The organism is Candidatus Omnitrophota bacterium, assembly GCA_028717245.1.
GTDB lineage: Bacteria > Omnitrophota > Gorgyraeia > Gygaellales > Profunditerraquicolaceae > JAGUYA01.
The window spans coordinates 60,366-73,998 of the sequence record JAQUOD010000004.1 but is presented as its reverse complement, the minus strand read 5'-3'; the positions used below and the strand labels follow the sequence as shown (position 1 = coordinate 73,998).

Genomic DNA, 13,633 nt, shown 5'->3' with positions numbered 1-13,633 from the left:
AGGATTAAGGTGAATAATAACATAAAAACAAAATCAGTAGATCCTGCCAGCCAAAAGATGATTGAGCAGGCAGGGCTTGATAACATTGAGATTGTTTGGGACCGTTATGAGATTATGCAGCCGCAGTGCGGATTTGGCCAATTAGGTATCTGTTGCCGTATATGTAACATGGGCCCCTGTCGGATTGATCCATTCGGAGAAGGCGCGAAAAAGGGAGTCTGCGGCGCAAGCGCCGATACTATTGTTGCCCGCAATCTTTTAAGAATGATTGCTTCAGGCGCGGCTGCCCACTCTGATCACGGAAGAGACATTGCCGAGGCTTTACTTTTGGCCTCAGAGGGCAAGGCCCATGATTATAAAATAAGTAATCCGGTCAAGTTAAAAGAAGTAGCTTTTCTTTATGGAATAAAGGTTGAGGGTAAAAAAGATTTAGAGATTGCAGGTGAGGTGGCAGCAAAGGCATTACATGAATTTGGTCAGCAAGAAGATGAGCTTCGCTTTATTTCGCGCGCCCCCAAAAAGACCCAGGATGCCTGGAGAAAATTAGGGGTTGTGCCGCGGGGTATTGACCGCGAAATTGTTGAATGTATGCACCGCACGCATATGGGGGTAGATAACGATTATAAGAATATTATCATGCATGGCTTGCGTACCGCCCTATCTGATGGCTGGGGCGGCTCAATGATTGCCACGGAATTAAGCGATATTCTGTTCGGAGCGCCCATTCCCATTAAATCAAAAGTTAATTTGGGGGTTTTAAAAGAAAATTACGTCAATGTAGTTGTCCACGGGCATGAACCTACTCTTTCTGATGTGATTGTCCAGGCAGGCCAGGATCCGGAACTAATCAAATTGGCCAAGGCAAAGGGCGCAGAAGGCATTAATATTGTGGGTATGTGTTGTACGGCTAATGAGATTCTTATGCGCCACGGGATCCATGTGGCAGGAAATTTTCTTCAACAGGAATTAGCCATCCTTACCGGAGCGGTGGAATTGATGATGGTTGACGTTCAATGCATTATGCCGGCGTTAGCCGAGGTTGCCAATTGTTTCCATACGCAATTGATCACCACAAGCCCCAAGGCTAAATTTCCCGGTGTTACCCATATTGAATTTAAACAAGAGAAGGCATTTGAAATCTGTAAATTAATCCTCAAGAAGGCAGTTGATAATTTTGAGAATAGGAATAAAGCCAGGGTGGTCATCCCTGAGGAATCAATGGATTTAATTGCCGGATTTACCGCTGAAGATATTCCTTATATTATTGGCGGAGAATATCGTTCTACCTGGAAACCGGTAAATGAGGGTATAATTTCAGGGAGATTGCGCGGGATAGCCGGAGTGGTTGGCTGCAATAATCCTAATGTGCCCCATGACCTTGGCCATACGGCAATGGTAAAGGAGCTGCTCAAGAATAATGTCTTGGTGGTAGTGACTGGTTGTTCAGCCATTGCTAACGCAAAGATAGGATTATTGAAGCCGGAATCAGCATTTGAATTTGCCGGCAAGGGGTTACAGGAGATTTGCGAGGCAGTAGGGATTCCTCCGGTCTTGCATGTAGGAAGTTGTGTAGATAATTCCAGGATTTTAATTGCCTGCTCCAAGATTATTGAAGAAGGTGGCTTGGGTGAGAAGATTAGCGACCTGCCGGTAGCAGGAGCAGCGCCAGAATGGATGAGCGAGAAGGCAGTTTCTATTGGTTTTTATTTTGTGGCCAGCGGCGTATTCACTGTTTTTGGCACGCCTCAACCGGTTCTAGGAAGTCAGAAAGTAACCGATTTTATTACCGGAGACCTCCAGGACTTAGTGGGAGGAAAATTTGCTTTTGAGGTTGATCCCATAAAAGCCGCACATCTGATGATTGAACATATTGATAAGAAAAGAAAAGATTTGAAGCTCAAGCCGGTAATGTATGAATGAAAAATAGTAGGGACGGTTCTCAACTCAAAGCAAAAGTGTCCCTTTTCAGGGGACACTTTAAGATTATCTTGAGAACCGTCCCTGAGACGAGATGAAGCAGTTATATTATGATGTAAAAAAATGCCTGGGTTGTAAATCCTGCGAGATCGCCTGTGCCGTGGCGCATTCTCTTACGGGCGATTTATTTAAGGCGTTTAAAGAAGAAGTTTTATCCCTGCCCAGGAAAAAAGTTTTAGCCTCAAAAGATAAGAACTATCCGGTTTCCTGTCGGCATTGTAAAGACCCCGTCTGCGTAGATGCCTGTATGGCTGCGGCCTTGGTTTATGATAAAGAAAAAGGCATGGTCCTGCATGACGATAAGCGCTGCGTAGGATGCTGGATGTGCGTGATGGTTTGTCCCTACGGCGCTATCAGGCCGAATATAAAGACAAAGTTACCCTTACGCTGTGATAAATGTAAGGATAAAGATGAACCGAGTTGTGTTAAGGCCTGCCCTACGGGTGCGATTATCTGGCAAGAGGAACTTAGTTTGAAAGTTTAAATGTTTTAATGTTTTAATGTTGTTGGAGGTAATAGGTTAAGGATGAAACAATACGTTATAATCGGCAATTCGGCAGCAGGCATAAGCGCGGCTGAGGCAATAAGAAAAAATGACGTAGCCGCTAAAATCCTCATTTTTTCCGATGAGGATTATCCTGCCTATTGCCGTTGCCTTATCTCTTATTATTTAGCCGGCGACGTAAAAGAAGAAAAGATTTTATACCGGCCGGAAGATTTCTACCGCGAAAATAATATTGAGTTATTTTTGAATAAGAAAGTAGCGCGCATTGACCCTAAGAAGAGCCGTATAACTTTAGAAGATAAGACTCAGGTCAGTTACGACACCTTGCTTATAGCCACAGGCGCTTCGCCAAAATTACCCGAGACAAAAGGTATTAAGAAAAGGGGCGTATTTGGCCTGCGCACTATAAAAGACGCGAAAGAAATCTCCGGCCTCCTGCCAATAACCAAGGCAGCCTGTGTTTTGGGCGGCGGCCTCGTCGGGCTTAAAGCCGCGTATGCTTTAAAAAAGAGGAATGTCGGCGTAAAAGTAGTGATTAAGTCCAGGCAGGTATTATCGCAGATGCTGGATTCTGAGGCAGCCGGTTTTGTGCAGAAAAGATTAGAGGAGAACGGTATTGAATTCATTTTAGGTGAGGATGTAGCAGAGATTATCGGTAACGGCGACATAAAGGCGATTAAGCTTGGTTCGGGCAAGGCCTTTGAAACCTCGCTGGTCGTCGTAGGTAAGGGCGTTACCCCGAATATGGACCCCATCAAGGAAACAGAGATAAAATTTAACGAAGGCATAATTACCAATAATCTTTTACAGGCTAACATAGCTAATATTTACGCTGCCGGTGATTGCGCGGAGAGTTTTGATCTAACTTTGGGCGGGCTTTGCGTGAATGCCCTTTGGCCGGTGGCAGTGGAACAGGGCAGGGTTGCCGGTGCGAATATAGCCGGAGGAAATTTGAATTACGCGGGTTCTCTGGGCATGAATTCCATAGAATTTTTTGGCCTGCCTGCGGTATCTTTGGGTATATATAAAGTAAAAGACGGCGAGGCCGGTTTTGAAGAACTAAAACTCCATGATACAAAGGCAAATCTTTACAAAAAGATAATCTTAAAAGATAATTTTGCGGTGGGGGCAATATTGGTAGGCGATATTAAGAATAGCGGCGTCCTCTTGAGATTGATTAGAGAGCGCATAGAGGTATCGTCTTTTAAGGATAAGTTACTCCGGGAGAATTTCGGTTACCCTGATATTATGGCTTTAGTTAAAGATAAGGAGCACTTATATGTCTAAGGTTGTAGCTACTTCGGTTATAAAGGGCGCGCATGAAATTTTTAAAGAGGCCTCAAGTTTTTTAGACAAGGCCATCAAAGAAAAAGGGCCTAGTCAGAAAATCGATTTTCCCGAAACGGCATTCTATCTGCCTTTAGCTAATGCACTCCTGGGCGCGAAGGTTGAGACCTTAAAGGAGGCATTACCTATTTTAGAACATGCTAAGTCCCTTTTACCTAAACCGCCGTCGGATAAAGTCTGGCTTCCCTACCTTGGGGATGCCTTGAATGCGGGTATGTCGGCATTATTCTGCGAAGAAATTATTGTGGCGCTACGCTATCTTTACAGCGAAGAGCCGCAAAAGGATTGTAACGGTTTCTTTACGGATACGATTATGCGTTCCCTGGGGATACAACTGGTAGACGGCCGTATGCCGGGGTTTGCGGCGATACTGGGGGCTGCCCCGGATAATAAAACAGCAGTGGATATTATACGGCAGCTGCAACAGAGGAATATCCTGATTTTTGTCGGTTCTTCCGTCAAGGGACGCTCCATCATCGACCAGCTCTTGGAAGAAAACGTGCAGATGGGCTGGGATAATTATATTGTCCCTTACGGCCGCGATACCATTTCTGCGATATATCCCTTGAACTGGGCCATACGCTCCGCTTTGACCTTCGGCGGGATTAAGCCCGGCCAGGCACAAAAGTGCCTGATGTATACCAAAGAGCGCGTCTTTGCCTTCGGGCTGGTCTTAGGCGAACTTGATGATATAAAGTATGCTACCGGCGCCGGGGCAATTAATATGGGTTTCCCCATCATTGCCGATACGGATATCCCGGAAATAAAACCCTCGGGGATTACGGTTTATGAGGCGTTGGTAAAGGAATTAGATTATAAAAAGATTGTGCCGCGTTGCATAGAGGTAAGGGGCGTTAAAGTGAAGATTACCTCTATACCCATACCGGTTGCTTATGCCGCGGCATTTGAGGGTGAACGCGTCAGGAAAGAACAATTGTATGTTGAATTCGGCGGTAAGGCTAGCCATGCCTTTGAATACCTAACGACCAAAAAGTTAGATGAAGTTGAAGACGGCAAGGTAGAGCTTATTGGCGAGGATATCGACCGGATGGAGAAAGATAAAAAGGCCATGCCCCTGGCGATTGTGGTGGAAGTAGCCGGCCGCAAAATGCAAAAAGACTTCGAACCCATATTAGAGCGCCAGATCCACCGCTTTGTTAATTATGCCATGGGCCTGATGCATATAGGCCAGAGGGATATGAACTGGATCAGGATATCCAACGATGCCTTTAATAAGGGTTTCCGGCTTAAGCATATCGGCGTAATTTTACATGCCATGCTGCACCAGGAATACAGCGCCATCCTGGACAAGGTACAGGTGAAAATATATACTAAATCAGCGGATGTGGAAAAATTATTACCTCAAGCCAAGAAGGTTTTTGATGAGCGCGATGAGCGTATTAGCGGCATGACTGATGAGAGCGTAGATACGTTTTACAGCTGCACGCTCTGTCAGAGTTTTGCCCCTAATCATGTCTGTATTATTACCCCCGAGCGCCTCGGGTTATGCGGGGCATATTCCTGGCTTGACGGCAAGGCCTCTTACGAGATTGTCCCGACGGGGCCAAACCAGCCTGTGCTAAAGGGTGAACTGCTCGATGAGAAATTGGGGCAGTGGAAAAATATAAATGAATTCGTAAACCAGAAATCCAATAAGGCCATCGAAAAGGTAAGTATGTATTCCCTGATGGATTCTCCGCAATCGTCTTGCGGCTGTTTTGAGTGTATCGTGGCGATTATCCCGGAAGCAAACGGGGTGATGGCCGTGCACAGGGATTATCCTGGGATGACCCCCTGCGGCATGACCTTCACTACCTTAGCCGGTTCAGTAGGCGGAGGCGTGCAGACCCCGGGTTTCTTAGGCGTGGGTAAGCTTTATATAGTGAGCAAGAAGTTTATTTCAGCCGAAGGCGCATTAAAGCGCTTAGTTTGGATGCCTAAAGAGTTAAAAGAGTTGTTGGGGGATAAGTTAAAAAAACGCGCTCAAGATTTAGGCGAACCTGATTTAATTGATAAGATCGCCGATGAAACAATAGCTACGACGCAAGAAGAGCTGTTGGTTTTTTTGCAGAAGGTGCACCATCCTGTCCTGGATTTGCCGCCGTTGATGTAATTTTCTCTTGACCGGCTATGGGTTTTCTTATATACTAAAAAACACGAGAATGCCAAATTACCCCGCAAAGTTGCTCCCCTTTTATTTTATTATTGCCGTGCTTTTTTTGCCCCTGCCCGGTTTCTGCGCGCAAGGCAGCGGTTTGACCGTGCTTCAGGAAGAGGCGATAAGTTATCGTGAAAGAGGCCTGGCATTACAGCAGGAAGGTAAGATAGAAGAGGCCTTCTCCTATTACCAGAAGGCGATTGTCCTTGACCCTTCTTATGCGCCAGCGTATAACGACACCGGAGTTATTCTTGAAACTCTCGGGCAGCCTGCGCAGGCAAAACAGATGTATCTTAAGGCGATAGAATTAGAACCGGATTATCCTAATAGCTATTCTAATTTGGCCCTGCTCTATGAAGGCCAAGGCAAATATAGCGATGCTGTGGGATGTTGGGTAAAAAGAATAAAGCTGGGTGATCCCTTAGACTCCTGGGTAGAAATAGCAAAGAAGCAAATCAGAGGGATTTCGCTTCTTTATCCTGAAGCCTGTCAGCAGTTCCTAGAGCCTCTTGAGCAACAACAAGAACAGCTTGATATAAAAATCAAAAAATTAAGAAATCAAAAAGCCGCCTTAGACAAACAGAAGCAGGATTTAATTCGTAAAGAACAAGGCCTTCAAGCCAAATATCCGCAGCTTTCAGAACAAATAACTAACTTAGAATCTCAATCTTTAGATTTAAGCATCCGTAAAGAAGATATTAGGCGCCAGCTTCAGGAGAGCCAGGGCCAGAGAGAGTTCTTTGAAGAGCAGCAAAAACAACTTGAGGATACGCTTAAAGAATTAGAGACCCAGAAATTCATTTTAGACAAACAGAAAGAGGGCCTTAAGGAACTTCCAAAGCAAATAGCCGGCTTGGAGGCCCAATCTTTAGACTTTGACAAACGAAGAGAGGAATTGATGTTTCGACTTCAAGAAAATCAACGGCAACTCTCGCAGGTCTCTGAAGAATTGCTCCGGGTTGAAGATAGGGGCAGCCAGCTGAACGGAGAATTTGGGGCCTTGGAAAAAGAACAGGAAGAATTGAATTCTGTGCTCTCTTTATTTAGGCCCTTGAGAGAAAGCCGGATTCTTCCGTCTGAAGGGCAAACCGCGCAACCTGAAAGAGATCAAAAGGGGCAGGAGCCCTTTGGCCAGGTTGAGCCTCAAATAGAAACAGAAACGCCCCGGCTCAGCAAAAAAGAGGAGCCTCTTGAAGAAGGATTATTAGAGGAAAAGAACGAGGAAAGAAAACAATTATTTGAAAAAAAAGAAGGGCAGGCATTAGAAGAAGATACTGCCTTGCAGGCTCAACCAGATAATAAAAGCCGCGCCTTAGGGCATTTAGAACTCGCCAGGCGGAGTTTTTATCAGGGCCAATACACCGCGGCTTTAAAAGAAGCCACTGTGGCGGAATATCTGGACCCTTCCGATACAGAAATCAGCGACCTGGTAAATACGATCCGTAATAAACTTTTAGAATGAGATAGAGCTGCAAAATCATCCAGCCCTTAATCAATTTCCGTGTTTAATTAATGTTAAAAAAAGATTCTCCCGGGCCTATTTTTTAAATGGTTGAATCGAGATTATTTTTAATCGATGCTACTGCCTTTTGTTACAGGGCCTTTTACGCACTACGCGGCTTGAGCACATCTTTTGGCCAGCCGACAAACGCCGTCTATGGTTTTATAAATATATTAAATAAAATCTTAAAAGAGAAAAAGCCGGAGTTTTTGGCGGTGTGTTTTGACGTTTCCCGGGACACCTTCAGGCTTAAGAAATTTGCGGAGTATAAAATACAGCGTCCGCCGATGCCCGAAGGCCTAAGCGGCCAAATCCCGATTATTAAAGAGATAATCTCTGCTTATGGCATAGCCATATTTGAAAAAGAAGGTTTTGAGGCAGACGATATCATCGCTACCCTGGCTAAGAGGGCAAAAGAAAAAGGCATAGCCACAACCATAGTCAGCTCCGATAAAGATATCCTGCAGTTAGTGGATGAGGGTATCGCGGTGTTTAGCCCCGGTAAAAACGAAGACACAATATATGACGGGCAAAGAGTCTTTGCGCGTTTTGGAGTGGAGCCAAAGAGGATGACTGATGTAGTCGCGCTGATGGGGGATGATGTGGATAATATCCCCGGCGTTGCCGGTATCGGAGAGAAGACGGCGGTAGGGTTGATTAAAGAGTTCGGGTCATTGGAGGGACTATTAAATAATATTGATAAAATAAAGCCGCCGCGCTTAAAGGCGGCAGTAGAGGGTAATATTGATAAAATAAAATTAAATAAAGAGTTGGCTGTCCTGGATGAAGAGGTGGCGCTGGATTTTGAATTAGAGAAATTGAAAGTAAGCGCGCCGAATACCAAAGAATTATTCCGGCTCTTTAAATCCCTGGAGTTCAAGATTTTATTAAAAGATTTGGAAGCCGTTCAGGAGGAGGGAGAAAAACAAGAGGCAGTTGTTTTTAATGAGGCACAATTAAAAGAATTAATAGGGGGGGCAGGCGAGATTATCTTATCCGGAGAGGATTTTAACAGCCTGGTTTTTTGCTTAAAAGATAAAGTCTTCCGCGCGGGGGATCCCGGAACGGACTTAAAAAATATATTATCCAACCCTTCGATAAAAAAAATAAGCCATGATTTAAAAAAAATAAGCGTATCTTTGGCCCGCCAAGGCGTTATTCTTGAGGGTTTAAGTTTTGATACCATGCTTGCCGGATATTTAATCAATCCCTCGAAACCCGGATATAACTTGGCCGATTTGGCTTTTGATTATCTGGGCGAATTAATTAAAGGCAGTTCCGTGGATAGCCCTAAGGCGGTAACTCTGATTAGGCAGCTTGTGCCGAAGCTGGAAAAGGAATTGCAGGATAGAGAGTTGATTAATCTTTTTAATGAAATTGAAATGCCGTTAGTAGAAGTCCTGGCGCAGATGGAATTAACCGGGATAAAATTGGATACGCAGGTCCTGGATGGGCTTTCTCGGGATTTAGAAAAGAGGCTGATTCAGCTGATAGAAGATATTTACCGGATGAGCGGCTGCCAGTTCAATATAAATTCTCCAAAACAATTAAGGGATATCTTATTTGAAAAACTAAAATTACCCGTGGTCAAGCGCTCTAAAACCGGGCCGTCTACCGACGAGGAGGTCTTAAGAAAATTGGCGGATAAGCATAAATTGCCCAAGGCATTATTGGAATACCGCCAGTTGATGAAACTAAAAAACACATATATAGATGTCCTGCCGGGTTTAATTGACCCGGTAACCGGAAGAATTCACACTTCTTTTAACCAGACAGCGACTGAAACCGGCAGGCTCAGCTCAAGCGCGCCTAATTTACAGAATATCCCCATAAAAACGGATATAGGCAGGAACATAAGGCGCTCGGTAGTCGCTTTTAGTAAAGACAGCTGCCTGTTGTCGTGTGATTATTCGCAGATAGAGCTAAGAATTTTAGCGCACATCTGTAAAGATGAAAACCTCACTTTCGCGTTTAAGAATGATAAAGATATACATAAGGCCACTGCTTCTTTGATCTATGGCACAGAAGAAAAGGATGTTACCGATTCTATGCGCGAAACCGCAAAGAGGGTAAATTTCGGGATTGTTTACGGCTTGACCTCTTTCGGGCTTTCGCGGGATTTGGGCATATCCGTTGATGAGGCCCAAAATTTTATTGATGCCTATTTTTCCCGGTATCCTAAAGTAAAAGATTATGTAGAGCAACAGATTGATAGGGCCAAAAAAGACGGTTTCGTTACAACCATTTTAGGCAGGCGCAGGTATATCCCCGAAATCAATAACAAAAATCAGGGTATCCGCCAGGTAGCCGAGAGGCAGGCAATAAATACCCCTATCCAGGGTTCAGCCAGCGACCTGATAAAATTGGCGATGATACAGATCCACGGCCGGATAAAGAAAGACAACCATAAAGCAAGGATGATCCTGCAGATCCACGACGAATTATTATTTGATGTCCCCGAAGGAGAATGGGATGAACTTGTAGATATCGTAAAGGACAGGATGGAGAATGTCTTAAAACTTGACGTGCCCATAAGGGTAGATATTAAAAAGGGCAGGAATTGGTTAGAAATGGAGGCAATTAAATGCGGATAGCTATTTGCGCTTCGGAAGTTGTGCCTTTTGCCAAGACAGGCGGTTTAGCGGATGTAGCCGGGGCATTACCCCTGGAGTTAGAGTCATTAGGCCAAGAAACGATAGTCATCATGCCCCGCTATAAAGCCATACAAGACCCTAAATTCAAGATCCAGAGATTAAAACCGGATGTCTCTTTTTCGGTTATCGGGAAAAACCTGAAAGTATATTTCATAGAAAAAGATGCATATTTTAACCGTGACGGGCTCTATGGAGATAAGAACGGGGATTATCCGGATAATCTCGACAGGTTCTCCTATTATTCCAGGAGGTCCCTGGAACTTTTAAAAGAAATAAATTTCAAGGCGGATATAGTGCATTGCCACGATTGGCAGAGCGCCCTTATCCCGGTCTACCTGAAAACATTATACAAAGGCGACCCTTTTTATAAGAATACGAAATCAATATTAACCATACACAATATCGGCTATCAGGGCCTCTTTCCCAAAGAGGAATTTCCCAAGTTAGGCCTGGACTGGAGTATTTTTAACATTGAGGGCCTGGAATTCTACGATAAAATAAACATCTTAAAAGGCGGCATGGAATTCTCTGATTTGATTAATACCGTAAGCGAGGCTTATAGCAAAGAGATACAGACTAAAGAGTTTGGCTTCGGCCTGGAAGGAATTTTAAATAAGCGCCGCGAGTGCGTATTCGGGATAATAAACGGCCTGGATTATTCCATCTGGAACCCGCGGGACGATAAATTCATCGTGAAGAATTATTCCCTGGAAAGTATAACGGATAAGGGCAAAAATAAAGAAGAGCTACAGAGAATCTGTAAACTTCCCCTCAAGCCGGGCGTGCCTGTTTTTGGTATCGTCTCCAGGTTAGCCGAGCAGAAGGGTTTTGATATCTTAACCGATGCCATAGAAGAAATCTGCAAGATGAAGCTGCAATTGGTTATCCTGGGCACAGGCGATTTAAAATACCATGTTATCCTGGATAATATTGCCAAGAGCTACCCTGAGGTCGTTTCCCTGCATTTAAAATTTGATGACACCCTGGCGCATAAGATATACGCCGGTTCTGATGTATTCCTGATGCCTTCAAAATACGAACCCTGCGGCCTAGGCCAAATGATCAGCTTAAGCTACGGCACGATACCGTTAGTATTTAAGACCGGGGGCCTGGCTGATACCGTAAATGCGGATAACGGTTTTGTGTTTGATAAATATACAAAAGAAGATTTGGTTAAGACAATAAAGAAGGCAGTTAAGGCATTCGGCGACAAGAAAAAATGGCCCGCGCTTATACGCCGGGCCATGCAATGTAATTTCTCCTGGAAGGAATCCGCCAAAAAATACCTTACGTTGTATGAAAAGGCAAAGTCGCGATAAAAAAATAACCCTGGGCCTGACCGGAAGTTTTGGCAGCGGCAAGACTACGGTAGCCGGAATCTTTAGGTCTTACGGCGCTAAGGTTATTGATGCGGACAGGATTGCCCACAGCGTCATTAAACCGGGCACGGGGGTTTATCAGGCGATAGTCAGCGCCTTTGGGCGGAATATTCTTAAAGGGGGTAAGTCCGTCAACCGTAAGAAATTAGCCGCAATAGTATTCGATGACCCGGGTTCCCTCGGCAGGTTAAATAAGATTATGCACCCTGAAATTATCAGGATTATCAAAAAAAAGATAAGCTCGATACCGGGAGGCGTTATTGTTTTAGACGCGCCGCTGCTTATTGAGAAAGGATTGGAAAAAATAGCGGATAAATTGATCGTGGTAAATATAACGGCTAAAAAACAAATAGAGAGGGTTGCCCAGAAAACCGGAGCAAATAAAGAGGATATCTTAAAAAGGATTAAAGCGCAGATACCCTTGCGCAATAAGGTCCGCTTGGCGGATTTTGTAATAGATAATAGCGGCAGTAAGGAAGAGACAAGGAAGCAAGTACAGAAAATAAGGAGGTTGTTGTGGAGAAGTTAGATATAGTAAATCTGAAAGAAATAAAAATTTCCGAACTGAATAAATTGGCTAAGGAATTGAATATCAACGGCATAAGCGGCCTGAAAAAACAGGAGCTGATTTTTAAAATACTGCAGGCCCAGGCGGAAAAAGAAGGGCTGATGTTCGGCGAAGGTGTCCTGGAGATACTGGCAGAGGGATTCGGATTTTTACGCTCGCCCAACTATAATTATTTACCCTGCCCCGACGATATTTATGTGTCTCCTTCCCAGATACGGAAGTTTGATTTAAGGACAGGGGATACGGTAAGCGGAGAAATCCGTCCGCCTAAGGAAGGGGAAAAATATTTCGCCCTTTTAAAGGTCCAGGCAGTGAACTTTGAGAACCCCGAGGATGCCAAAGACAAGATCCTCTTTGATAACCTAACCCCCATATATCCGCATGATGAATTTAACCTGGAGACAAAACCCGACGAGATATCCATGCGCGTTATTGATTTATTGGCGCCCATAGGCAAGGGCCAGCGCGGGCTGATTGTCGCCCAGCCTTACAGCGGCAAGACCGTGTTATTGCAGAAGATCGCTAATTCCATAACAACTAACCACCCCGATACAATACTAATCGTACTGCTGATAGACGAGCGGCCGGAAGAAGTCACCGATATGCAGCGGCACGTGAAGGGCGAGGTAATATCCTCTACTTTTGATGAGCCTCCGGAGAGGCACGTGCAGGTCGCTGAGATTGTCTTAGAAAAGGCAAAGAGGCTGGTAGAGCATAAAAAAGACGTGGTCGTCCTTTTGGATAGCATCACGCGCCTGGCCAGGGCCTATAACTCTGTGATACCGCATAGCGGCAAGGTATTATCAGGGGGCATAGACTCCAATGCCTTACAAAAGCCTAAGAGATTTTTTGGCGCTGCCCGCGCTATAGAAGAGGGCGGCAGCTTAACCATCATCGCAACGGCCTTAGTGGATACGGGCAGCCGCATGGATGAGGTCATCTTTGAAGAATTCAAAGGCACCGGAAATATGGAATTACAACTGGACAGGAACCTCTTCCAGCGCAGGATCTACCCGGCCATTGATATAAAACGTTCAAACACCAGGCACGAAGAATTACTCCTTAAGCAGGAGAAGCTGCAGAAGGTCTGGATATTACGAAAAGTCTTGAACGAATTAAATAATGTGGAGGCAATGGAACTTTTGATTGAAAAGTTAGCTAAGACCAAGGATAATGAGGAGTTCTTAAATAGTATGAACCAATAAAATAAGGTGTCAATGTGTCAAAGTGTCATGTGTCAAAGAAAAGATTTAACTTTGATACCTTGATACTTTGATACTATGACACAAACTGATTTATCTACGAGGAGGTTTTAAATGAAAGACAAGATTCATCCCAAGTACCAGGATTGTGTGATTGTCTGCGCCTGTGGTAATACCATACATACGCGTTCCACTAAACCCAGTATCAGGGTGGAGATCTGCGCGAAATGCCATCCGTTTTTTACGGGTAAGCAAAAATTCGTAGATTCCGCAGGTAGGGTGGATAAGTTTATGAAGAAATACGCTAAAAAACAAGCGCCAAAGGCAGAGGACGCCCAGTAA

10 protein-coding genes are annotated in these 13,633 nt (G+C 44.6%); all 10 read left to right on the top strand.

From position 1 onward, the window contains the following. Window positions 1-9 precede the first annotated feature (9 nt). The 10 genes from cooS to rpmE all read left to right on the top strand — a co-directional run bounded on the left by cooS (window position 10) and on the right by rpmE (window position 13,633). On the top strand, window positions 10-1,920 hold the full coding sequence (gene cooS, locus PHV44_03595) for an anaerobic carbon-monoxide dehydrogenase catalytic subunit (protein ID MDD5592369.1): 1,911 nt from the start codon (window positions 10-12) through the stop codon (window positions 1,918-1,920). 91 nt (window positions 1,921-2,011) lie between these two features. Further along, window positions 2,012-2,461 carry a 4Fe-4S dicluster domain-containing protein gene (locus tag PHV44_03590; protein MDD5592368.1) on the top strand — a complete coding sequence of 150 codons (450 nt, stop codon included), beginning with the start codon at window positions 2,012-2,014 and terminating at the stop codon, window positions 2,459-2,461. A gap of 42 nt (window positions 2,462-2,503) precedes the next feature. After that, on the top strand, window positions 2,504-3,769 hold the full coding sequence (locus PHV44_03585) for an FAD-dependent oxidoreductase (GenBank protein ID MDD5592367.1): 1,266 nt from the start codon (window positions 2,504-2,506) through the stop codon (window positions 3,767-3,769). Then, window positions 3,762-5,942: an acetyl-CoA decarbonylase/synthase complex subunit alpha/beta gene (acsB, locus tag PHV44_03580; GenBank protein ID MDD5592366.1), complete on the top strand. Its 2,181-nt coding sequence runs from the start codon at window positions 3,762-3,764 to the stop codon at window positions 5,940-5,942. The genes PHV44_03585 and acsB overlap by 8 nt, the downstream gene beginning before the upstream one ends. A gap of 49 nt (window positions 5,943-5,991) precedes the next feature. Continuing rightward, window positions 5,992-7,449: a tetratricopeptide repeat protein gene (locus PHV44_03575; GenBank protein MDD5592365.1), complete on the top strand. Its 1,458-nt coding sequence runs from the start codon at window positions 5,992-5,994 to the stop codon at window positions 7,447-7,449. An 86-nt stretch (window positions 7,450-7,535) separates the two neighbouring features. Further along, window positions 7,536-10,082, top strand: coding sequence for a DNA polymerase I (polA, locus tag PHV44_03570; protein ID MDD5592364.1), 2,547 nt, complete (start codon window positions 7,536-7,538; stop codon window positions 10,080-10,082). After that, window positions 10,073-11,461 (top strand): glycogen synthase GlgA, encoded by a 1,389-nt coding sequence (gene glgA, locus PHV44_03565; GenBank protein ID MDD5592363.1) that lies wholly within the window; start codon window positions 10,073-10,075, stop codon window positions 11,459-11,461. Before polA ends, glgA begins: the two co-directional genes overlap by 10 nt. Continuing rightward, the gene (gene coaE / locus PHV44_03560; GenBank protein ID MDD5592362.1) at window positions 11,439-12,050 is read left to right on the top strand and encodes a dephospho-CoA kinase; all 612 of its coding nucleotides are present in this window, start codon (window positions 11,439-11,441) and stop codon (window positions 12,048-12,050) included. The genes glgA and coaE overlap by 23 nt, the downstream gene beginning before the upstream one ends. Continuing rightward, a complete protein-coding gene (gene rho / locus PHV44_03555) occupies window positions 12,038-13,294 on the top strand; it encodes a transcription termination factor Rho (protein ID MDD5592361.1) in 1,257 nt (418 codons plus the stop codon). The genes coaE and rho overlap by 13 nt, the downstream gene beginning before the upstream one ends. 111 nt (window positions 13,295-13,405) lie before the next feature. Continuing rightward, window positions 13,406-13,633, top strand: coding sequence for a 50S ribosomal protein L31 (gene rpmE, locus PHV44_03550; GenBank protein MDD5592360.1), 228 nt, complete (start codon window positions 13,406-13,408; stop codon window positions 13,631-13,633).

Bases quoted from the DNA above. Each gene is read 5' to 3' on its own strand.
- PHV44_03590 (MDD5592368.1), top strand. From the start codon at position 2,012: ATGAAGCAGTTATATTATGATGTAAAAAAATGCCTGGGTTGTAAATCC.
- PHV44_03585 (MDD5592367.1), top strand. From the start codon at position 2,504: ATGAAACAATACGTTATAATCGGCAATTCGGCAGCAGGCATAAGCGCG.
- acsB (MDD5592366.1), top strand. From the start codon at position 3,762: ATGTCTAAGGTTGTAGCTACTTCGGTTATAAAGGGCGCGCATGAAATT.
- PHV44_03575 (MDD5592365.1), top strand. From the start codon at position 5,992: ATGCCAAATTACCCCGCAAAGTTGCTCCCCTTTTATTTTATTATTGCC.
- polA (MDD5592364.1), top strand. From the start codon at position 7,536: ATGGTTGAATCGAGATTATTTTTAATCGATGCTACTGCCTTTTGTTAC.
- glgA (MDD5592363.1), top strand. From the start codon at position 10,073: ATGCGGATAGCTATTTGCGCTTCGGAAGTTGTGCCTTTTGCCAAGACA.
- coaE (MDD5592362.1), top strand. From the start codon at position 11,439: ATGAAAAGGCAAAGTCGCGATAAAAAAATAACCCTGGGCCTGACCGGA.
- rpmE (MDD5592360.1), top strand. From the start codon at position 13,406: ATGAAAGACAAGATTCATCCCAAGTACCAGGATTGTGTGATTGTCTGC.